The 21,249-nt window shown below is 66.0% G+C and carries 24 protein-coding genes and 1 riboswitch; of the genes, 13 read left to right on the forward strand and 11 right to left on the reverse strand.

Going from position 1 to position 21,249, the window contains the following annotated elements:
- Positions 1-60 precede the first annotated feature (60 nt).
- Positions 61-1,449 carry an adenosylhomocysteinase gene (ahcY, locus tag A9179_RS01515; protein WP_262410501.1) on the reverse strand — a complete coding sequence of 463 codons (1,389 nt, stop codon included), beginning with the start codon at positions 1,447-1,449 and terminating at the stop codon, positions 61-63.
- 23 nt (positions 1,450-1,472) lie between these two features.
- Positions 1,473-1,580: riboswitch (S-adenosyl-L-homocysteine riboswitch) on the reverse strand.
- Positions 1,581-1,991: 411 nt separating this feature from the next.
- Between ahcY and A9179_RS01520 the strand changes: the two genes are divergently transcribed.
- From A9179_RS01520 to A9179_RS01530, 3 genes are all read left to right on the forward strand, one after another.
- Positions 1,992-3,581 (forward strand): methyl-accepting chemotaxis protein, encoded by a 1,590-nt coding sequence (locus A9179_RS01520; RefSeq protein ID WP_187804099.1) that lies wholly within the window; start codon positions 1,992-1,994, stop codon positions 3,579-3,581.
- 96 nt (positions 3,582-3,677) lie between these two features.
- Positions 3,678-4,082, forward strand: a complete 405-nt coding sequence (locus A9179_RS01525; RefSeq protein WP_187804100.1) for an acyl-CoA thioesterase — start codon at positions 3,678-3,680, stop codon at positions 4,080-4,082.
- Positions 4,083-4,142: 60 nt separating this feature from the next.
- Positions 4,143-4,595, forward strand: a complete 453-nt coding sequence (locus A9179_RS01530; protein WP_187804101.1) for a c-type cytochrome — start codon at positions 4,143-4,145, stop codon at positions 4,593-4,595.
- A gap of 1 nt (position 4,596) precedes the next feature.
- Here the strand turns inward: A9179_RS01530 and ligB are convergent, their stop codons facing one another.
- Positions 4,597-6,270 (reverse strand): NAD-dependent DNA ligase LigB, encoded by a 1,674-nt coding sequence (gene ligB, locus A9179_RS01535; RefSeq protein WP_187804102.1) that lies wholly within the window; start codon positions 6,268-6,270, stop codon positions 4,597-4,599.
- Positions 6,271-6,378: 108 nt separating this feature from the next.
- On the opposite strand from ligB, the gene A9179_RS01540 reads away from it, so the two are divergent.
- Positions 6,379-6,627, forward strand: a complete 249-nt coding sequence (locus A9179_RS01540) for a hypothetical protein (RefSeq protein WP_187804103.1) — start codon at positions 6,379-6,381, stop codon at positions 6,625-6,627.
- A 220-nt stretch (positions 6,628-6,847) separates the two neighbouring features.
- Here the strand turns inward: A9179_RS01540 and metK are convergent, their stop codons facing one another.
- From metK to A9179_RS01555, 3 genes are read right to left on the reverse strand one after another with little or no spacing between them, the layout of a single operon-like run.
- Positions 6,848-8,038 (reverse strand): methionine adenosyltransferase, encoded by a 1,191-nt coding sequence (gene metK / locus A9179_RS01545; RefSeq protein WP_187804104.1) that lies wholly within the window; start codon positions 8,036-8,038, stop codon positions 6,848-6,850.
- Positions 8,039-8,051: 13 nt separating this feature from the next.
- Positions 8,052-9,047 carry an ArsR/SmtB family transcription factor gene (locus tag A9179_RS01550; RefSeq protein WP_187804105.1) on the reverse strand — a complete coding sequence of 332 codons (996 nt, stop codon included), beginning with the start codon at positions 9,045-9,047 and terminating at the stop codon, positions 8,052-8,054.
- A gap of 20 nt (positions 9,048-9,067) precedes the next feature.
- Positions 9,068-9,229, reverse strand: coding sequence for a hypothetical protein (locus A9179_RS01555; RefSeq protein WP_187804106.1), 162 nt, complete (start codon positions 9,227-9,229; stop codon positions 9,068-9,070).
- Positions 9,230-9,260: 31 nt separating this feature from the next.
- Between A9179_RS01555 and tkt the strand changes: the two genes are divergently transcribed.
- From tkt to A9179_RS01600, 9 genes are all read left to right on the forward strand, one after another.
- On the forward strand, positions 9,261-11,261 hold the full coding sequence (gene tkt, locus A9179_RS01560; RefSeq protein WP_187804107.1) for a transketolase: 2,001 nt from the start codon (positions 9,261-9,263) through the stop codon (positions 11,259-11,261).
- Between the two features lie 111 nt (positions 11,262-11,372).
- A complete protein-coding gene (gene epd / locus A9179_RS01565) occupies positions 11,373-12,419 on the forward strand; it encodes an erythrose-4-phosphate dehydrogenase (protein WP_187804108.1) in 1,047 nt (348 codons plus the stop codon).
- A gap of 24 nt (positions 12,420-12,443) precedes the next feature.
- Positions 12,444-13,604, forward strand: coding sequence for a phosphoglycerate kinase (locus tag A9179_RS01570; RefSeq protein WP_187804109.1), 1,161 nt, complete (start codon positions 12,444-12,446; stop codon positions 13,602-13,604).
- Between the two features lie 33 nt (positions 13,605-13,637).
- On the forward strand, positions 13,638-13,955 hold the full coding sequence (locus A9179_RS01575) for an MliC family protein (protein WP_187804110.1): 318 nt from the start codon (positions 13,638-13,640) through the stop codon (positions 13,953-13,955).
- A gap of 109 nt (positions 13,956-14,064) precedes the next feature.
- Complete coding sequence (fba, locus tag A9179_RS01580) at positions 14,065-15,129, forward strand: class II fructose-bisphosphate aldolase (protein WP_187804111.1); 1,065 nt, start codon at positions 14,065-14,067, stop codon at positions 15,127-15,129.
- 56 nt (positions 15,130-15,185) lie between these two features.
- Complete coding sequence (locus A9179_RS01585) at positions 15,186-15,626, forward strand: hypothetical protein (RefSeq protein ID WP_187804112.1); 441 nt, start codon at positions 15,186-15,188, stop codon at positions 15,624-15,626.
- Positions 15,627-15,630: 4 nt separating this feature from the next.
- Positions 15,631-16,131: a M48 metallopeptidase family protein gene (locus A9179_RS01590; protein WP_187804113.1), complete on the forward strand. Its 501-nt coding sequence runs from the start codon at positions 15,631-15,633 to the stop codon at positions 16,129-16,131.
- 231 nt (positions 16,132-16,362) lie between these two features.
- A complete protein-coding gene (locus A9179_RS01595; RefSeq protein ID WP_187804114.1) occupies positions 16,363-17,421 on the forward strand; it encodes a cyclic nucleotide-binding domain-containing protein in 1,059 nt (352 codons plus the stop codon).
- 36 nt (positions 17,422-17,457) lie between these two features.
- Positions 17,458-18,207 carry a substrate-binding periplasmic protein gene (locus A9179_RS01600; RefSeq protein WP_187804115.1) on the forward strand — a complete coding sequence of 250 codons (750 nt, stop codon included), beginning with the start codon at positions 17,458-17,460 and terminating at the stop codon, positions 18,205-18,207.
- Positions 18,208-18,397: 190 nt separating this feature from the next.
- Here the strand turns inward: A9179_RS01600 and A9179_RS01605 are convergent, their stop codons facing one another.
- The 6 genes from A9179_RS01605 to A9179_RS01630 form a co-directional block, all read right to left on the reverse strand.
- The gene (locus tag A9179_RS01605; protein WP_187804116.1) at positions 18,398-18,868 is read right to left on the reverse strand and encodes a transcription elongation factor GreAB; all 471 of its coding nucleotides are present in this window, start codon (positions 18,866-18,868) and stop codon (positions 18,398-18,400) included.
- On the reverse strand, positions 18,865-19,332 hold the full coding sequence (locus A9179_RS01610) for a GNAT family N-acetyltransferase (RefSeq protein ID WP_187804117.1): 468 nt from the start codon (positions 19,330-19,332) through the stop codon (positions 18,865-18,867). The genes A9179_RS01605 and A9179_RS01610 overlap by 4 nt, the downstream gene beginning before the upstream one ends.
- 32 nt (positions 19,333-19,364) lie before the next feature.
- On the reverse strand, positions 19,365-20,054 hold the full coding sequence (locus tag A9179_RS01615) for a hypothetical protein (protein WP_187804118.1): 690 nt from the start codon (positions 20,052-20,054) through the stop codon (positions 19,365-19,367).
- A 76-nt stretch (positions 20,055-20,130) separates the two neighbouring features.
- On the reverse strand, positions 20,131-20,505 hold the full coding sequence (locus tag A9179_RS01620) for a hypothetical protein (protein ID WP_187804119.1): 375 nt from the start codon (positions 20,503-20,505) through the stop codon (positions 20,131-20,133).
- A 53-nt stretch (positions 20,506-20,558) separates the two neighbouring features.
- Complete coding sequence (locus tag A9179_RS01625) at positions 20,559-20,867, reverse strand: hypothetical protein (RefSeq protein WP_187804120.1); 309 nt, start codon at positions 20,865-20,867, stop codon at positions 20,559-20,561.
- Entirely contained in the window at positions 20,864-21,175 is a 312-nt protein-coding gene (locus tag A9179_RS01630) for a hypothetical protein (RefSeq protein WP_187804121.1), read from the reverse strand. Before A9179_RS01630 ends, A9179_RS01625 begins: the two co-directional genes overlap by 4 nt.
- Positions 21,176-21,249 lie beyond the last annotated feature (74 nt).

Consider the following 21,249-nt stretch of genomic DNA (forward strand, 5'->3'; position numbering starts at 1 on the left):
TCCCTTTAGCAGCAGGCTGCAGGTGCGCGGGCACCTGCAGCCTGTGGCTTGCAGCGGCGATTAGTAGCGGTAGGCGTCCGGCTTGAACGGGCCTTCCACGGTCACGCCGATGTACTCGGCCTGCTTGCTGGTCAGCTGGGTGACCACGCCACCGAAGCCCTTGACCATTTCCAGGGCCACTTCTTCGTCGAGTTTCTTCGGCAGCACTTCCACGGTCAGGCGGGCGGCTTTCTTCTCGGCGGACAGGTTGGCGAACTTCTGCTCGTACAGGAAGATCTGCGCCAGTACCTGGTTGGCAAAGGAACCGTCCATGATCCGGCTCGGGTGGCCGGTGGCGTTGCCCAGGTTGACCAGGCGGCCTTCGGCCAGCAGGATCAGGTAGTCCTCGTTGCGCGGGTCGAAGGTACCAGCGCCGGTGCGGTGGATCTTGTGCACCTGCGGTTTGACCTCTTCCCAGGCCCAGGTTTTGCGCATGAATGCAGTGTCGATCTCGTTGTCGAAGTGACCGATGTTGCACACCACGGCGCGCTTCTTCAGGGCCTTGAGCATGTTGGCGTCGCAGACGTTGACGTTACCGGTAGTGGTGACGATCAGGTCGATCTTGCCCAGCAGGGCCTTGTCGATGCTGGCTTCGGTGCCATCGTTGAGGCCGTTCAGGTACGGCGAGGCGACTTCGAAGCCGTCCATGCAGGCCTGCATGGCGCAGATCGGGTCGATCTCGGAAACCTTCACGATCATGCCTTCCTGACGCAGGGACTGGGCCGAACCCTTGCCCACGTCGCCGTAGCCGATCACCAGGGCCTGCTTGCCGGACAGCAGGTGGTCGACGCCGCGCTTGATGGCGTCGTTGAGGCTGTGACGGCAGCCGTACTTGTTGTCGTTCTTGCTCTTGGTCACCGAGTCGTTGACGTTGATCGCCGGGACTTTCAGGGTGCCGGCCTTGAGCATGTCGAGCAGGCGGTGCACACCGGTGGTGGTCTCTTCGGTGATGCCGTGGATCTTGTCCAGCATGGCCGGGTAGCGCTCGTGGATGATCTGGGTCAGGTCGCCGCCGTCGTCCAGGATCATGTTGGCGTCCCACGGCTGACCGTCTTTCAGGATGGTCTGCTCGATGCACCACTCGTACTCTTCTTCGGTCTCACCTTTCCAGGCGAACACCGGGATGCCGGCGGCGGCGATGGCGGCAGCGGCCTGATCCTGGGTGGAGAAGATGTTGCAGGACGACCAGCGCACTTCGGCGCCCAGCGCGATCAGGGTCTCGATCAGTACGCCGGTCTGGATGGTCATGTGGATGCAGCCGATGATCTTGGCGCCTTTCAGCGGTTGCTCACCGGCGTACTTGCGACGCAGGCCCATCAGTGCCGGCATTTCCGACTCGGCGATGATCAGCTCTTTGCGGCCCCAATCGGCCAGGGAAATGTCGGCGACTTTGAAATCGTTGAAAGCCATGCAATAGCACTCCATTCGTTGTCTGCGAATGGGCGCCGTTGATGCGTATGGTTAACGCCCCATCCGAGCCTGACAGCTGGAAGCCTGATTCGAAACAGGTCTTTCAGTCTGCTGCAGCGCCCCTCGGACAGGTGGCGGGAGCGACCGGAGCTGTGCCGGCCGCGTGAAGCCCGGCGATTATAGCCAGGCCGAGGCGCCAGCCCAAGGCTTTCCGTCGGCGGTCGCGGGAGTTGCGTTGACACGGCTCGGCCGGTGCTTGCCGCTGGCGCAATCGCGGCAAGGCACTGTGACGGTGCGCCCGGCCGCGGCCGGCTGCTTGCAGGCAGCCATGGTCGTAGAGCCTGGCCGGGCAGGGCGGCGCGGCGCCATGGCAGCGGCGTGCTCCGGGCTGTGGCGCGAGCACCGCAAGTGGGCTGGCGCCTGCCCTGCGGCGGGGCGCAGCCCTTGGTCGGATGGCGCGGCCGGCGGCTCTCCCGGCCGCAGTGGGCGGACTAGTGTTTCTCTGCGGCAGGGTTGCCGCAGCTACCAGTCCGGAGGGCGCCATGTCTCCCACCCAACTCTTCGATCGCCTGCTGTGCTCGATCGGTTTGCGTACCCTGAATCAGCAGTTCCTGTTTTCCTATGCGCTGATGTTCCTGCTGGCCGTCGTTGCCTCGGTGGCGCTGTACCTGAGCATGTCGGTGTCGCCGGAGACCATCAACGTGGCCGGCGCCCAGCGCATGCTCAGCCAGAAGATGACCAAGGAGGCCCTGCTGCTGCACCAGGGCGCCATTCCCCGTAGCGCGCTCGACGCCACCATCGCCCAGTTCGACCAGGCTCACCGCGATCTGCTGGCGGGTAACCGCGCGCGCAATATCAGCGCCATCCAGGTGCCCGAGGTGCAGGCGCAGATGGCTGCGGTCGGGCGCCTGTGGGCGGATTTCCGCCCGCGCCTGGAGCAGGTCGCCGGCGGTGCTCAGGATGTCGACCTGCAGGGCCTGGAGGCGGCCTCGGTGACCCTGCTGAAGGAAATGAACAAGGCGGTCGGCCTGCTGGCCAGCCATGTGGAAAGCTCGCAGCGGCGGCAGATGTGGCTGGCCTTCGCCTGTGTGCTGGGCATCCTGGTGCTGGTGGTGCTGGGCCGCCAGTTCGGCCTCAGCCCACTGATGCGCGATCTGCGCGCCGTTGAGGTGGCGCTGACCCGGGTCGGCGGCGGTGACTTCACCAGCGGGCTGCAGGGCGGCCAGCAGGATAACGAGATCGGCCGCATCTTCGCCGGCTACAACCGCATGCAGGAGCAGGTGCGCACGCTGCTGGCGCAGGTCAAGGACAGCGGTGAGCGCACCGGTTGGCATGTCGATCAGGCCGCCAGCGCGGCGGGAGCGGCGGGCGCGGATGTGCGCCAGCAGCATGAGGATCTGGATCAGGTGGCCACGGCGATGAACGAGATGAGCGCCACCGTGGCCGAGGTGGCCCGCCATGCGGTGGGCGCGGCCGACTCGGCGCGTGGCGCCGACGGCCATGCGCGCACCGGGCAGCAGGCGGTACGCCGCAGCGCCGAGCTGATCGAGGCGCTGACCGGCCAGCTGCAGCGCAGCGGCCAGCAGATCGAGCGGCTGGAGGCGGAGACTGCCGGCGTTGGCCAGGTGCTGGAGGTGATCACCAGCATTGCCCAGCAGACCAACCTGCTCGCGCTCAATGCCGCCATCGAGGCGGCGCGGGCTGGCGAGGCCGGGCGCGGCTTCGCGGTGGTCGCCGACGAGGTGCGCACCCTGGCCAGTCGTACCCAGCAGTCCACCGGCGAGATCCAGGCGATCATCCAGCGCCTGCAGGACGGCGCGCGCCAGGCGGTGCTGGCCGTACGCCAGAGTGCCGGCATGGCGCGCGAGAACCAGACCCATATCGGCGAGGCCACGACGGTGCTGGAGCACATAGTCGGTGCGGTGGACAGCATCAGCGCGATGAACGCGCAGATCGCCACCGCCGCCGAGGAGCAGAGCCAGGTGGCGGCGGAAATCGACCAGCGCATCGTGCATATCTCCGGCCTGGCCGAGCGCAGCCATGGCGACACCGACCGGGTGGTGGAGGCCAGCTCGGAAATCCAGGCCGAGGTGCGCCGGCTCAACGAGCGGCTTGGGCATTTCCGTACCTGAGGCTGGCTATCGCGGCGATTGAAATCCTTGGCGCGACAGTAGCGCCGGGGTGCTTCATCCTGTCTCTCGAAACTGACCAGGCAGACAGGAGTGGTGATGAATTTCCACACACGCAAATGGGTCAAGCCCGAAGACCTCAACCCCAACGGCACCTTGTTCGGCGGCAGCCTGCTGAAATGGATCGACGAGGAGGCGGCGATCTACGCGATCGTCCAGCTGGGCAGCCAGACGGTAGTGACCAAGCTGATCTCCGAGATCAACTTCGTCAGCTCGGCGCGCCAGGGCGACATCATCGAGCTGGGTATCACCGCCACCACGTTCGGCAAGAGCTCGATCACCCTGCGCTGTGAGGTGCGCAACAAGATCACCCGCAAGAGCATCCTGACCATCGACCGCATGGTCTTCGTCAACCTGGGGGCGGATGGTCTGCCGGCGCCCCATGGCAAGACCGAGATCACCTACAGCCGCGACCGTTTCCGCGACGAGCCTGCGACAGCCTAGCGCTTGGCGGGCGGGCGCAGACTGGTAATACTGTCGCCCCTCCGCCCCAACCGGCTGCCGATGATGAAGTCCAAACTGCTCCTGGCCCTGCTGGCCTGCACCCTGATTGCCGGCTGCGACCGGGTCGATCCCAATTCGCCGCTGGGCAAGCGCCAGGCGATTTTCAAGCAGATGCTGAAATCCAGCGAAGAGTTGGGCGGCATGCTGCGCGGGCGAATCCCCTTCAATGGTGAGCAGTTTGCCGCCGGCGCCAAGCACCTCGATGAACTGGCGCAGCAGCCCTGGCAGCACTTTCCGCAGCAGCGCGAGGAGGGTGGCGACAGCGATGCGCGTGCCGAAGTGTGGCAGCGCCAGGAGCGCTTCCAGCAGCTGGCCCACGAGCTGGAGCAGGCCACTGGCGCCCTGGCGGCGGCCACTGCCCAGCCGCCACTGAAGGCGGAAACCCTGGCGCCGCTGGTGCAGCGCGTGGAAGACGGCTGCGAAGGCTGCCACAAGGAATTTCGCGTCTACTGACCTAAAAGCCGGCCACGCCGGCGGCTTGCAGCTGCCGGCGTAGCGCCAGCACTTCCGGGTGGTGGAAAAACGCCACCAGTTGTTGGGCGCGCTGCGCGCCGATGCCATTGAAGCTATCCCACTGCTGCGCATCCCGGGCGGCCAGGCTGTCCCAGTCGCCGTCCAGCGGCGCCGCACCGCTGGGCGGCAGGCCCAGGGCCTTGAGCCATTGGCCGAATGGCCGCTGGCGTGCGCCGGCAAAGCTCTGCTGCAGGGTGTTGGCGCTGCGCGCGGCGAAGCCGGGAGTGGTGGCCAGTTCCTGCGGCTTCAGCGTTAGCCAGTCGAGCAGGCCATTCAGTTTGCCGGCCGCCTGCAGCTTGTCCCAGGTGCCGGCACCAACGCCGGACAGCTGCAAACCCTGCTTGCCGCCGAGCCACACCAGGCGCGCGCGGAACTGGCTGGCGCAACCGGCATCCGGGTGCCAGCAGCTCAGCGCGTCATAGTCGGCGGCGCGCGGCGCCTGTACCGCTGCCCGTTCGGTGCTGCGCCAGACCACGCTATCCAGGCGGGCGATGGTCAGCCCGGCCAGGGCGATGGCCACCTGGTCGCCGGGGCGCGCATCGAGAGCCTGCCAGCGCTGCAGCGAGCCGAGGCTGACGCGCTGGATGCTGCGCCCATCCAGCTGCACCGGCTGCAGTTGCAGCACCGGGGTGATGCGCCCGCTGCGGCCGATGTTGAACTGTACCGCGCGCACCTCCGTCAGCGCCTGGGCCACCGGGTATTTCCACGCTGCCGCCCATTGCGGCGGTTCGGCAGCCCAGCTGCTGCCGGCCGGGCGCCTGCCCTGGCGCAGCACCACACCGTCGCTGGCAAAGGGTAGGGCGCTGCGGTACCAGTGCTCGCGCCAGTGGCGGGCGGCGGCCAGGTCGGTGATCGGCTGGGTGGCCTCCACGCTGTCGACGAAGCCCAGGCGGCGTAGGCCGGCCAGGCGTTCGGCCATGCTCTCCGGGCCGTTCGGCCAGTCCCAGACGAACAGGCCGATCTGCGCCGCCGTCCGGCTATCCAGGCTGTGGCGTGCCAGGGCGCCGGCCACTTTGCCGCGCGCCCCGGCGCCGCCATCGCGGGCCTGCACATGGCCGGGCAGGCGCCAGTACAGCTCACCCTGCAGGAGTAGCTCGCCGGGCTCGGCCAGCTGCTGCGGAATGGCGGCGATCAGGCGTGCCTGGCTCGTCCAGTCCTGGCCGAAGCGGCCGTCGCCACGGCTGAGGGCCTGCTGCAGGACGCCGTCGCGGTAGACCAGGGTCACCGCCACGCCATCCACCTTGGGCTGGATCCACAGCTCGTGGCGTGGCTGCAGCCACTGCTGCACGGCGGCCTCGTCGCGCAGCTTGTTCAGCCCGGTCTGCGCCACCGGCAGGCGTACCTCGCCAGCCGTACCTTGCAGTGGATTGGCGGGAGCGGAGGCCTGGGCAGGGAAGCAGGCCTGCCAGTCGTCCAGACGTTGACGGGCCTGGTCGTACAGCTCGTCGCTGATCGGCGACTGGCCCTGGCGGTGGTAGGCCGCATCCCATTCGGCGATCTGCGCGCTGAGCGTCGTCAGCTCGCGCTGGGCCCGTTCGGGCGGCCAGGCGGGGCAGGGGGCGGCAAAGGAATCGAGGGCGAACGGAAGAAGGTATAACGCGATCCAGCGTGGCATATGAGCATCCTTGCTCGATAAGGGTGGCAATAGCCTAGTCGCCCTGTGGCGTGGTGGCTGATAGCATTGCGCCGCCATGCAGGGAGTCTGCTCAACAAGGAGGTATCTATGGCGACTATCGGTTTCTTTGTGCTGCTCGGCGGCTGGATCTGGTCGGTGGCCCGGGGGATTCAGGTGTCCATGCTGTGCGTGGTACTGAACTTCATTTTCCCACCCCTGGCCCAGGGCATCTTCTCGCTGTACGAGCCGCCCATCCGCGCGCCGCTGCTGACTATGGCGGCGGGCACGGCGCTGATGTATTTCGCCGGCGCATTGCGCTTCGCCGACAGCGGCCTGGGTTTCTCCTTCAATCTCTGAGTGCGTAGGGCGGGAGCAACCCGCATGACCCGGTCGCGGCTTTCACCCGCCCTGCTACTAGCCCGCTAACATGCCCATTACATGTTGTTTGCTCGGACGAGCTGCCACCTAAGCCCAGTATTCGCATGCCAGTGCGTAAGCTGGGTGAAGCCCGCGTGAGCCAATCTCCGCCAACAAAAAGCCCCGCACTAGGCGGGGCTTTTTGCATGGCTGGGAAACCTTACAGGCCGGCAGCGGCGCGCAGGTCGGCGACCTTGTCGGTCTTCTCCCAGGTGAAGGTGCTGAAGGTGTCGTTGCCGACAGTCTTCTGCTGCGGAGTGCGGCCGAAGTGGCCGTAGGCTGCGGTTTCCTGGTACATCGGGTGCAGCAGGTCGAGCATCTTGGTGATGGCGTACGGACGCAGGTCGAACACTTCACGCACCAGCTTGATGATCTTGTCTTCGGCGATCTTGTGGGTGCCGAAGGTGTTGATCGAGATGGAGGTCGGCTGGGCCACGCCGATGGCGTAGGACACCTGGATCTCGCAGCGGTCGGCCAGGCCGGCGGCCACGATGTTCTTGGCGACATAACGGCCGGCGTAGGCAGCCGAACGGTCGACCTTGGATGGATCCTTGCCGGAGAAGGCGCCGCCGCCGTGACGGGCCATGCCGCCGTAGGAGTCGACGATGATCTTGCGGCCGGTCAGGCCGCAGTCGCCCACCGGGCCGCCGATTACGAAGTTGCCGGTCGGGTTGATGTGGAACTGGGTGTCCTTGTGCAGCAGCTCGGCTGGCAGGGCGTGCTTGATGATCAGCTCCATCACGCCTTCACGCAGGTCGGCCAGCGACACTTCCGGGTTGTGCTGGGTGGACAGCACCACGGCGTCGATGCCGATCACTTTGCCGTTCTCGTACTGGCAGGTGACCTGGGACTTGGCGTCCGGGCGCAGCCAGGTCAGCAGACCGGACTTGCGCGCTTCGGCCTGGCGCTCGACCAGGGCGTGGGAGAAGCGGATCGGTGCCGGCATCAGCACGTCGGTCTCGTTGCTGGCGTAGCCGAACATCAGGCCCTGGTCACCGGCACCCTGGTCTTCCGGCTTGGCGCGGTCGACACCCTGGTTGATGTCCGGGGACTGCTTGCCAATGATGTTCATCACGCCGCAGGTGGCGCCGTCGAAGCCGACGTCGGAGCTGGTGTAGCCGATGTCGCAGATCACGTCACGGACGATCTGCTCGAGGTCGACCCAGGCGCTGGTGGTGACTTCGCCGGCGACGATGGCGACGCCGGTCTTGACCAGGGTTTCCACGGCCACGCGGGCGTGTTTGTCCTGGGCAATGATGGCGTCGAGGACGGCATCGGAAATCTGGTCGGCGATCTTGTCCGGGTGGCCTTCGGACACGGATTCGGAGGTAAACAGGGAGTATTCGCTCATTTCAAAATCCTATTCATTCCTGGGTTTGCTTCGCATCCGGCTTGGCGAAGTGCCGTACCTGAATCTGAAAGCCGTTCTTGAGGCCCACATAGAGGCTCTCGCCGGGCGTGAGCCCCGCGGCATCGGCCCAGCGGGCCAGATCTTCCTGTTCGAAGCCGAGCCAGAGATCGCCGCAGGCCGTCCTGGCCCAACTCTGGTCATGGCTGCACAACTCGGTAATCAGCAGGCTGCCGGTCGGTCTGACCAGGCGCGCCAGCTGCTTGAGCGCCTCGGCCGGGGCAGCGAAATGGTGCAGCACCATGTTCACCACCACGCAGTCGGCGGCATCGATCTCATCATTCAGGGCATCGGCGAGCTGCAGCTCGACGTTGCCCAGTTGTTCTTTATTACAGCGCTGGCGGGCCAGTTCGAGCATCGCCGTGCTGTTATCCAGCGCCACCACCTTGCCGAAACGCCGGGCCAGCTCGGGCAGGAAACCGCCATCGCCGGGGCCGACTTCCAGGGCCGTGGCGCCAGCGCTGAAGCCCAGGGCATCGAGCAGGGCCAGCACGCTGTCGCGGTACTGCGGCAGGCCGGCGATCAGATCCTGCTGGGCCTGGAACTTGTCCGCCGTCTTGGCGAAGAAGTCGCGGCTGGCGGCGGCGCGCTGGGCATGCACGGCGGCGATGCGCGCCTGCACGTCCTCCGGCAGCTGCAGTTCGTCGACTTCCGCCAGCAGCGCACCATGCAGGGTGCCGCCGAGCAGCTCGCTGTGTGGCAGGGCGCGGCGGTAGAACACCGCATTGCCTTCGCGGCGGGTGGCCACCAGGCCGGCCTGGGCCAGCACCTTGAGGTGGTGGCTCATACCCGACTGGCCGATGGCGAAGATCTGCGCCAGCTCCAGTACGCCAAACGAGTCGTTGGCCAGCGCGCGCAGCACGTTCAGGCGCAGCGGGTCGCCGCCGGCCTTGCACAGGGCGGCGAGCTCGTCGGCAGGCTCGAAACGGAGCTGGGGCACGCGCATATTCATAAGGGCCGCAGTCTAGTCGGTCACTTTTCAGTCAGCAACAGCAATATCAAAACTTTTTGATATTGCCCGGTGAGCCGGCCGCAATGCCCTGTACAGGCGCTGCCGGGCGGCTTTCGTCGATCTTTCATTGCCCCGCAGCGCCTGGCTGGGCGAAAATGCGCGCCTTTTTCCGCCTCTTTCATTTAGCAACAGTCCTTCCCAGGAGATTTAGCGATGCCCAGCCGTCGTGAGCGTGCCAATGCCATTCGTGCCCTCAGCATGGATGCCGTGCAGAAAGCCAACAGCGGCCACCCGGGTGCCCCCATGGGCATGGCGGACATCGCCGAAGTGCTGTGGCGCGACTATCTGCAGCACAACCCGAGCAACCCGAACTGGGCCGACCGCGACCGCTTCGTGCTGTCCAACGGCCACGGCTCGATGCTGATCTATTCGCTGCTGCACCTGACCGGCTACGACCTGGGCATCGACGACCTCAAGCAGTTCCGCCAGCTGCACAGCCGCACCCCGGGCCACCCGGAATACGGCTACACCCCGGGCGTCGAGACCACCACCGGCCCGCTGGGCCAGGGCATCGCCAACGCCGTCGGCTTCGCCATCGCCGAAAAAGTGCTGGGCGCGCAGTTCAACCGCCCGGGCCACGACGTGGTCAACCACTACACTTACGCCTTCCTCGGCGACGGCTGCATGATGGAAGGCATCAGCCATGAAGTCTGCTCGCTGGCCGGTACCCTGGGCCTGGGCAAGCTGATCGCTTTCTACGACGACAACGGCATCTCCATCGACGGCGAAGTCCACGGCTGGTTCACTGACGACACCCCGGCGCGCTTCGAGTCCTACGGCTGGCAGGTGATCCGCAATGTCGACGGCCATGACGCCGACGAGATCAAGACCGCCATCGAGACCGCACGCAAATCCAGCGACCGTCCGACCCTGATCTGCTGCAAGACCATCATCGGCTTCGGTTCGCCGAACAAGCAGGGCAAGGAAGAGTGCCACGGCGCCGCGCTGGGCAACGATGAAATCGCCCTGACCCGCGCCGCGCTGGGCTGGAACCACGGCCCGTTCGAGATTCCTTCGGAAATCTACGCCGAGTGGGACGCCAAGGAAGCCGGTGCTGCCCGTGAAGCCGCCTGGAACGACAAGTTCGCCGCCTACGCCGCCGCCCATCCGGAACTGGCTGCCGAGCTCAAGCGTCGCCTGGCGGGCGAGCTGCCGGCCGACTTCGCCGAGAAGTCCGCTGCCTACGTTGCCGAAGTCGCCGCCAAGGGCGAGACCATCGCCAGCCGCAAGGCCAGCCAGAACGCGCTGAACGCCTTCGGCCCGCTGCTGCCGGAATTCCTCGGCGGTTCCGCCGACCTGGCCGGTTCCAACCTGACCCTGTGGAAAGGCTGCAAGGGTGTCGAAGCGGCTGACGCTTCCGGCAACTACCTGTTCTACGGCGTACGCGAGTTCGGCATGAGCGCGATCATGAACGGCATCGCCCTGCACGGTGGTTTCATCCCGTACGGCGCGACCTTCCTGATCTTCATGGAATACGCCCGTAACGCCGTGCGCATGGCCGCGCTGATGAAGCAGCGCGTGCTGTTCGTGTTCACCCACGATTCCATCGGCCTTGGCGAAGACGGCCCGACCCACCAGCCGATCGAGCAGCTGGCCAGCCTGCGTGGCACGCCGAACCTGGACACCTGGCGCCCGGCCGATGCGGTGGAATCCGCAGTGGCCTGGAAGTACGCCATCGAGCGCGCCGACGGCCCGTCCGCACTGATCTTCAGCCGTCAGAACCTGCCGCACCAGGCCCGTGACGCCCAGCAGCTGGCCGATGTGGCCCGCGGTGCCTATGTGCTGAAAGACTGCGCCGGCGAGCCGGAACTGATCCTGATCGCCACCGGTTCGGAAGTCGGCCTGGCCGTACAGGCCTACGACAAACTGAGCGCGCAGGGCAAAAAGGTACGCGTGGTGTCCATGCCGTCGACCAGCGTGTTTGACCAGCAGGACGCTGCCTACAAGCAGGCCGTACTGCCGCTGCAGGTGGGCGCGCGCATTGCCATCGAGGCCGCGCATGTGGACTTCTGGTACAAGTACGTGGGCCTGGAAGGGCGCATCATCGGCATGACCACCTTCGGTGAGTCCGCCCCGGCGCCGGCGCTGTTCGAGGAGTTCGGCTTCACCGTCGACAACATCCTGGAAACCGCCGCCGAGCTGCTGGACGCCTAAGTGCCAGGTGGTGGTGGATGGCTGCGGCCATCCACCCTACGTGACTCCACCCTTGCGTAGGGTGGAAAACCCGCGAAGCGGTTTTCCACCTGCCAGACCGACGAAGAAACCATGGCCAAACGCCCCTACAAAGTCGCCCTCAACGGATACGGCCGTATCGGTCGTTGCGTGCTGCGCGCCTTGCACGAGCGCGGCGCTGCGGCCGGTTTCGAGATAGTCGCGCTGAACGACCTGGCCGACCAGGCCAGCATCGAATACCTGACTCGCTTCGACTCCACCCACGGCCGCTTCCCCGGCGAAGTGCGGGTCGACGGCGACTGCCTGCACATCAACGGCGACTGCGTGAAGGTGCTGCGCCAGGCCACCCCGGAAGGCATCGACTGGGCCGGCCTGGGCATCGACCTGTTGCTGGAGTGCTCCGGCGTCTACCACAGCCGCGCCGATGGCGAGCGCTTCCTGGTGGCCGGCGCGCCGCGGGTGCTGTTCTCCCAGCCGATGGCCAGCGAGGCTGACGTCGACGCCACCGTGGTTTACGGCGTCAACCAGGCCTGCCTGTCCGGCGCCGAGCGGCTGGTGTCCAACGCCTCCTGCACCACCAACTGCGCGGTGCCGCTGCTCAAGCTGCTCGACGAGGCGCTGGGCCTGGAGTACGTCTCCATCACCACCATCCACTCGGCGATGAACGACCAGCCGGTGATCGACGCCTACCACCACGAAGACCTGCGCCGCACGCGCTCGGCCTTCCAGTCGGTGATCCCGGTGTCCACCGGCCTGGCCCGTGGTATCGAACGCCTGCTGCCGGAGCTGGCCGGGCGCATCCAGGCCAAGGCCATCCGCGTGCCGACGGTCAATGTCTCCTGCCTGGACATCACCCTGCAGGTGGCGCGTGACACCAGTGCCGCCGAGATCAACGCCTTGCTGCGCCAGGCCGCCGAAGCCGGCCCCCTGAAGAATCTCGTGGCCTATACCGAGCTGCCGCACGCCAGCTGCGATTTCAACCACGACGCCCATTCGGCGATTGTCGACGGTAGCCAGACCCGCGTGTCCGGCCCGCGCCTGGTCAACCTGCTGGCCTGGTTCGACAACGAATGGGGCTTTGCCAACCGCATGCTCGACGTCGCGGAACACTTCCTCGCCGTTTCGACTGTTTCCAACTAACCAGCCCCTTGTGAAGGACTGACCATGACCGTTTTGAAGATGACCGACCTCGACCTCGCCGGTAAGCGCGTGCTGATCCGCGAAGACCTCAACGTCCCGGTGAAGGACGGCGTGGTGAAGAGCGACGCGCGCATCCTCGCTTCCCTGCCGACCATCAAGCTGGCCCTGGAGAAGGGCGCGGCGGTCATGGTCTGCTCGCACCTGGGGCGTCCGACCGAAGGCGAGTTCAGTGAAGAGAACAGCCTGGCGCCGGTGGCGGCCTACCTGAGCAAAGCCCTGGGCCGCGACGTACCGCTGGTCAAGGACTACCTCGGCGGCGTCGAGGTCAAGGCTGGCGACGTGGTGCTGTTCGAGAACGTGCGCTTCAACAAGGGCGAGAAGAAAAACGCCGACGAACTGGCCCAGCAATACGCTGCCCTGTGCGACGTGTTCGTCATGGACGCCTTCGGCACCGCCCACCGCGCCGAGGGTTCGACCCATGGCGTGGCCAAGTTCGCCAAGGTCGCCGCGGCCGGCCCGCTGCTGGCTGCCGAGCTGGACGCCCTGGGCAAGGCCCTGGACAAGCCGAACCGCCCGATGCTGGCCATCGTCGCCGGCTCCAAGGTGTCGACCAAGCTCGACGTGCTGAACAGCCTGGCCGAGATCTGCGACCAGCTGATCGTCGGCGGCGGCATCGCCAACACCTTCCTCGCCGCCGCCGGCTACCCGGTCGGCAAGTCGCTGCATGAAGCCGAGCTGCTGGACACCGCCAAGGCCATCGCCGCCAAGGTCAGCGTGCCGCTGCCGGTCGACGTGGTAGTGGCCAAGGCCTTCGCCGAAGACGCCGAAGCCACCGTGAAAGCCATCGCCGACGTCGCCGAAGACGACATGATCCTCGACATTGGCCCGCAAACTGCTGCGCAGTTCGCCGAGATGCTCAAGGCCTCGCAGACCATCCTGTGGAACGGCCCGGTTGGCGTGTTCGAGTTCGACCAGTTCGGCAACGGCACCAAGGTACTGGCCCAGGCCATCGCCGACAGCGCGGCGTTCTCCATTGCCGGCGGTGGCGACACCCTGGCCGCCATCGACAAGTACGGCGTGGCCGCGCAGATCTCCTACATCTCCACCGGTGGTGGCGCCTTCCTCGAGTTCGTCGAGGGCAAGGTACTGCCGGCCGTGGAAGTGCTGGAGCAGCGCGCCAAGTAAGCCAATCCACCTGCGGCTGGGAAGGAGTTGCCCATGATCAGACAAGGATGCATCACCCTGGCCCTGGCCGCCCTGCTGGGCGGCTGTGCCAGCCAGCCGTCAGCCAGCGACGTGTGGACGCGCTGGGTGTGCGACAGCCAGGCCGAAGTGCTGTGGCGTCCGGTGGGCGACGACGCGGTCGACCTGCGTCTGGGCGGCGGCGATATCGTTCATCGCCTGCAGCGTGAACCCTCCGGCTCCGGCGCGCTCTATAGCGACGGCATGCTGGCCTTCCACACCAAGGGTGACGAGGGACTGGTCTACCGGGTGGCCGACGACGACCTGATCGGTCGCGGCTGCAAGGCGCAATAAACGAATAGTTGGGATGAGGGCCGACCCCTTATCCCATGAAACTTGAACATGGCCCGCCCCTGCGGCAGGCTTGCACGATTAACGACCCTTACCGGGAGACAGGAAAACCATGGCACTCATCAGCATGCGCCAGATGCTCGACCACGCCGCCGAATTCGGCTACGGCGTGCCGGCCTTCAACGTCAACAACCTCGAGCAGATGCGCGCGATCATGGAAGCGGCCGACAAGACCGACTCCCCGGTGATCGTCCAGGCTTCCGCCGGTGCCCGCAAATACGCCGGCGCGCCCTTCCTGCGCCACCTGATCCTGGCCGCCATCGAAGAATTCCCGCATATCCCGGTGTGCATGCACCAGGACCACGGCACCAGCCCGGACGTGTGCCAGCGCTCGATCCAGCTGGGCTTCAGCTCGGTGATGATGGACGGCTCGCTGAAAGAAGATGGCAAGACCCCGGCCGACTACGACTACAACGTGCGCGTGACCCAGCAGACCGTAGCCTTCGCCCACGCCTGCGGCGTGTCGGTAGAGGGTGAGCTGGGCTGCCTGGGCAGCCTAGAAACCGGCATGGCCGGTGAAGAAGACGGCGTTGGCGCCGAGGGCGTGCTGGATCACAGCCAGCTGCTCACCGATCCGGAAGAGGCCGCGGCCTTCGTCAAGGCCACCCAGGTCGACGCCCTGGCCATCGCCATCGGCACCAGCCACGGCGCCTACAAGTTCACCAAGCCGCCAACCGGCGACGTGCTCTCCATCGAGCGCATCAAGGAAATCCACAAGCGCATCCCCAACACCCACCTGGTGATGCACGGTTCCTCCTCGGTGCCGCAAGAGTGGCTGAAGGTGATCAACGAGTTCGGCGGCGACATCAAGGAAACCTACGGTGTGCCGGTCGAGGAAATCGTCGAAGGCATCAAGCACGGCGTACGCAAGGTCAACATCGACACCGACCTGCGCCTGGCCTCCACCGGTGCCATCCGCCGCATGATGGCCGAGCACCCGAGCGAGTTCGACCCGCGCAAGTTCTTCGCCAAGACCATCGTCGCCATGCGTGACATCTGCATCGCCCGCTACGAAGCCTTCGGCACCGCCGGCAACGCCTCCAAGATCAAGCCGATCAACCTGGAAGGCATGTTCCAGCGCTACGCCAGCGGCGAGCTGACCGCCAAGGTCAACTAAGCGCAGCTGCTGACAAAAGCCCCGCCATGCGGGGCTTTTGTTTTTGGGGGAAGACCATGTCGCTACGTTTGCCCGGCGCCCTGTGCGCCCTTCTGCTACTCGCCGGCTGTGCTCAGCAGCCGCCAACCGTTGCGCCGACCGCGCCGCAGCCTGCACCGCCGAGCGATCCGCTGCGCTGCGTCACGCGCGCCGAGTGCACCACCAAGGTCTCGCGCACCCTGCTGTTCGTCTTCGACTACGCGGCTGCCGGCGGTGCCCTGGTAGAGCGCGATGGGCGCCTGCTGTTCACCCCGGATACGGTGACAAGCGGTGATTGGCCGGCGCTGCAGATTCGCTTGGCCGCGGCGGCTGACAGCCACTTCGAATTCAGCAGCGCATGTCGGGCGCAGGGTTGTCGCTATCAGGATGAGCAGCTGCGCCGGGTCTACCGCAGCTACCTGGCCGGTGCACCCTGCTCGCTGCTGCTGGACAGTGCCATCCGCGGCTGCCGAGAATAGCCCCATGAATGCCCTCAAATACCTCCAGGCCTACTCGCCGCATGTGCAGCAGCAGGTGCTGCAGATGATTGCCGACGACCGCCTGGGTGATTACCTGGCCAAGCGCTATCCCAACCGCCACCAGATCCAGAGCGACAAGGCGCTGTACGGCTACACCACCGAGCTCAAGCAGGAATACCTGCGCAGCGCGCCGGCCATCGACAAGGTGCTCTACGACAACCGCCTCGACCTCACCCACCGCGCCCTCGGCCTGCACACGGCGGTATCGCGGGTACAGGGCGGCAAGCTCAAGGCGAAGAAGGAAATTCGCGTGGCCGCGCTGTTCAAGGAAGCCGCGCCGGAATTTCTCAACATGATCGTGGTGCACGAGCTGGCGCACCTGAAGGAGGCCGAACACAACAAGGCCTTCTACAAGCTGTGCCAGTACATGCTGCCGGACTACCACCAGCTCGAATTCGACCTGCGCCTGTACCTGACCTGGCGCGATCTGACGCCTGCCGGCTGAGCCGTACAAAAAACCGACAGGCGGCCGCAGGCCTTTCCCGCTGCGGCCTGTAGCCGTTCATCACCGGCTTATCCACAGGGCCATCCCCAGTCTCTGTGCACAACCTGGCGCGGGCGAGCCGAGCCGACCAGCGACGTCTCGGAACTGATGGCCAGGGGCTATGGTTAAAGCATGCCATTGGCAATGGACTCTCCCCCGTGCACGGCTGCGCGCCTTCCGTGGAGCCCCCTGATGAACAGCGTCCCGTCCACGCTGAGCTGCGAGCAGCTGAGCAGTTTCAGCCCGCTGGATTTCCTTACCCCAAGCTATCGGCAGCAGCTGCATGCCAGCCTCCAGTACCTGCAGCGCCCGGCCGGCACCCTGCTGCTGCAGAAGGGCGAGCGTTCGCTGGCGCAGTACTACCTGCTGGAGGGCAAGGTGGCGGTGGACAGCGGCCCCGGCAAGCAGACCGTCGAGGGCGGCACGCCGCAGGCACACCTGCCGCTCAACCCCGGCGCGACCAACCCGGCCTCGGTGCGGACGCTGACCGAGGTGCGCCTGTTCGCCGTCGAACACCAGCTGCTCGAGCGCCTGCTGGCCTGGAGCCAGGAGGCCGCCTACCAGGTGTCCAGCCTGGGCGGCGAGATGCTCGAGGAGCAGCACGACAGTGGCGAGGACTGGCTGGCCCGGCTGCTGGCCACGCCGCTGTTCGGCCGCCTGCCGCCGTCGCACCTGCATGCCCTGCTGGCGCGCTTCGAATACCAGGAGGTCAAGGCCGGCGACAGCGTGGTGCGCTATGGCGAACCCGGCGAGCACTTCTACGTGATCAAGCGCGGCCGCGCGCAGATCAGCCTGCCACCGGCCTACCGCGAGCAGCCGGCGCTGGTGCTGGGCTGCGGTGACTTCTTCGGTGAGGAGGCACTGGTCAGCGGCTCGGTGCGTGCGGCCAGCATCAGCATGCTGGAGGACGGCGAGCTGGCGCGCCTGCACCGCGACCACTTCGTCGAGCTGGTGCGCCCGACCCTGATCCCGCGGGTCAGCGGCGAGCAGCTGCGCAGCCTGGAGCAGCAGCCCGGGCGCAAGTACCTGCTGCTGGACGTGCGCCTGGCCGTGGAATACCGCCAGGGCCACCTGCCGGACAGTTTCAACCTGCCGGTGGCCAACCTGCGCACCCATGCCGACAGCCTGGATCGGGCCACCAGCTACATTGTCACCCCGGAGGCCGGCATCCGCAGCGAGCTGGCGGTGCACCTGCTCAACCAGATGGGCTTCGATGCCTACCTGTTGAGGGATGACTCGGCGGCCGCCTGAGCACCGCCGGGGCGCGCGTGCCGAGCGAGGACTGCCATGCTGCGTAGGCGCCTGTGGCTGCTGATTGTCTGTCTGTTGCTCGGTGGGCCGCTGCAGGCCCGTGAGTGGCTGGTGGTGGGCGCCGCCTTCCCGCAGGTGTACGAGCAGGGCGAAAACGGCCAGTTCCATGGCCTGGCCACGGATGTGCTGCGCCTGCTGGCGGCCGAACTGGGTGATGAGCTGCGCTTCGAGCTGTATCCCTGGGCCCGCGCCCAGCGCATGGTCGAACTGGGTGCGGCGGATATCCTGGTCGGCCCCTACCGTACCGCCGAGCGCGAGGCGCGCTTCGCTTTCGCCGCCGTACCCTTCTACCAGGATCGCATGGTGTTCTATGCCCGCCGCCAGGCATCGCCGCGCTGGGATGGCGACTTCGCCAGCCTGGCCGGGCAGCGTATCGCCGTGGTGCGTGGCTGGGCCTACGGCACGCGCTTCGAGGCGGCGCGCGCGCAGTTGCAGCTGGATACCGTGGAGAGCGTGCCCAACGGCCTGCGCATGCTGGCTGCCGGGCGCATCGAGCTGCTGGCCAGCAACCAGCGCAACACCCGGGCACCGCTGGCCGAGCTCGGCCTGGACGGCCAGCTGGTGCAGCTGCAGCCGGAGTTCGACGTGCAGCGCGGCTACTTCGCCTTCCCCCGCGACAGTGCCCATGCCGAACTGCGCGAGCGCTTCGACCGGGCCTTCACACGTGTCGTCGAACAGGGCCTGCTGGCCCGCCTGGCGGCGCCGCTGGAGGTGGAGGTGCCGTAGCCCGGCGTACGAATCGCCCGCCGGGTGCGCTCTGTGCACCAGCAGCCAGCTCGGGTGGCGCACCCTGCGGGATAGCATTCATTGCCACCCCAGGTACTCGAACACCCGTCATTCCCGCGCAGGCGGGAATCCAGTGTGCTATGCGAGCAACGCCTGGGCTCCCGCCTGCGCGGGAGCGACGGGGTGGCCGCTACTCCGCGTGCTCGATCAGCCAGCGCTGCTGGCCGATGCCGACCTCGTCGCCGGGGCCCTGGCCGAGCAGTTGCTGGCCCAGTGGCGCGCGCGGAGTGATCAGCATGATCTCGCCAGCCTCGCCTGGCAGCTTCAGGCCGGCACCGTCCGGGCCGAGCAGCAGGCACTGGCGCTGGCCGTCGCGGCCCAGCAGATGCACCAGCGTACCGAGCTGGATGCCCTGTTCCTCGTCATAGTCTCGCGGCACCAGGTTGCGCCAGGCGGCCAGCGCCTGGCGGATCTCCTCGACCCGCCGCGACTGCCCGGCCGCCAGGTACGAGGCCTCCAGGCCACGGGTGTCGTACTTGTTCTCGGCCTTGCTCTCTTCGTTGGTGGCCGCCTGGTGGGCCGCCTCGGCGGCGCGAATGGCCAGCTCCAGGTCAGCGGCCAGGCGCGCGCAGACCTGCTGGTGCAACTGCTGCTTGTTCATCGCGCGGCGCTGGCCGGGCGGCGCATGCCGATGTGCGGGATATCGTCTTCCAGATACACCTCGCCCACCGCCACGAAACCGTAGCGCCCGTAGTAGCCCTGCAGATGGGCCTGCGCCGACAGATAGATCGGCAGCCCCGGCCAGCGCTCGGCGCAGGCCAGCAGGGCGCGTTCCATCAACGCATGGCCGAGGCCGCTGCCGCGCGCCTCGGGGGCGATCACCACGCGGCCGATCACCACGTCGCCGCCCTGGGTGCTCGGGTCGAGCAGGCGCAGATAAGCCAGCAGCGCGCCATCCTGCCAGGCCAGCAGGTGGCAGGTATCGGCGAGCAGATCCTGCCCGTCCACATCCAGGTAGGGGCAGTTCTGCTCGACCACGAACACCCGGCTGCGCAGGGCGAGCAGGGCGTAGAGCTCATGGAGGCTGAGTTCGCTGTGGTGTTTGCTGTGCCAGGTGAGAGTCATGCTGAATGGTTGCCGCGCTTGAAGAATGCTCGCTAGCTTACCGCGCCTGCTGTGGGGGCACGCCACAGCTTTGCGCCGAGCCAGAGCATCCAGGCCAGCAACAGCAGATTGGCCGGCATGTTGATCAGCATGGCCAGCTCGGAGAAGCCGCCATAGGCCATCACCACACCGGCGCCGGCAGTAGGAATACCGCCGGCCATGGCAAGCAGGGCAAAACCGCGAGAGGCGTCACGGCTGGCCAGCAATCCGACGCCAAAGACCGTGGCGGTAAAACCCATGGCCAGGCAGAACATGCTGGCCAGGCCGATCTCGATCTGGCGCACGGCATAGGTCGCCTGGAACAGAGCGCTCTTCTGCTCTGCTGGCGCCGCGCTCCAGGCATCGACCATGGTTTTCAGCGCCACGCCATCCACCGCCTGCAGCGCCGCTGCCAGGGTCAGGCTGGCTATCGCTCCGGCGCCCGCCACCCTTGGGAAGTGGCGATGCCCGGCGGCCTGCAGTTGTCCGACAAACAGCAGCAATGCCACCACCATGGCGGTGACACCAACCAGTTGCAGCAGGTGGCTGGCGACCCAGTGATGATCCGCCGCGTACTCCGCGAAGGCCGCAGCTGGTGCATTCGGGTCTGCCTCCATAGGGTGCAGGAAGGTACCGCAGAACAGCAGGATTACCCCGATTACGGCGCTGAGCGATCCCGCTTTATTCACCAGGTTGGCTTGCATGGACGGCTCCGTTGTCCCGTGTCGAGGAATTGATGATAGGCAAGGTCGGTATCTGGCGAGGCGCTGCTAGCAGTATCTAGCAGTTGAGTTCCAGCGACTTGGCCCGGCGGTAAGTAGCGAAGGCGAGGAAGAAGGACGCGGCACCGAACAGCAGAAGGAACCACTCGGGAGTACCGGATTCGGCAAACCGGTAGATGCCGAAGCTGCTGAAGAGCAGGCCGAAGACCATCCAGATCACCACGCCCAGCGGGAACACCTTTTTCGCCCCGCCGAGGCCATACATGCGTTTTGCCCGGCTGCTCATGATGAAGGTGTCGCTGGCCTCATCGGCGCAGCTCTCCGAGCAGGTCACGGCAAAGCCTTTGTCGATTGCGCAGCTCGGGCAAACGCCCTTGCCGCAGGATTTGCAGATGGCGATGGCGGCGTCGGTATGGTGGTTGAAGCAGTTCATAAGGTTGTCTCATCCATGAAGTGGTTTTTGCTGCAGTTGGCGGCCCGAACCGGTCAGGCGTCGAGCTCGCGCAGCCGGGTTTCTACTTTTGCCTTGTCGACAAAGTTGCGGAAGAGCGGCCAGTTCCTGTGGGACTGTTTCTTGATAAAGGCATGCGCGAACAGCATGCCGAACACGAAGAAGATCACTATCAGGGCTACATGAGGCCAGCTCGGCGTGCCGAACAGGTAGAAGAAGGACAGGGTGATGACGGCCACGGATAGCCAGAGCGGCACCTCGCGCCACCACGTCATTGTGCGCATAGGCGCATCCAGTTCCTTTAACAGCTGCTGGAGCAGCTTGCGTTCCTGTTCAGGGCTCACGGGGTTCTCCATAGGGGGATGGCAAAGGGAATAAGGCCGTAAAAGGAAACCATTGCCGTTGCCCACCATGATGGTCTGAAGTCGTTCATGGAGTGCTTGACGAATATGACGAACAGCAGAACCGGCCAAATGAAGATAGCCCCGCCAAACCCCAAGAATTTATGGCTGGATAAGCTGGCCGGTAATAACAGATAGAGCGTGCCTGTGATAATGGCGACGGCGCTGAACAGGATGCAGGCAATCCCTTGGGGCGTCGACAGTAGCGGGCCTTTCAGGATGGTGGATATTGGTTGCTGCGAGAAATTCATCTATTACCTGATGCTGGAAAATGGTCGTCCATAGGGCGAATTGAAGTGTCGTAGATATATTTTTATCTGGTCAG

Origin of the sequence: Pseudomonas alcaligenes (assembly GCF_014490745.1) — a bacterium.
GTDB lineage: Bacteria > Pseudomonadota > Gammaproteobacteria > Pseudomonadales > Pseudomonadaceae > Aquipseudomonas > Aquipseudomonas alcaligenes_C.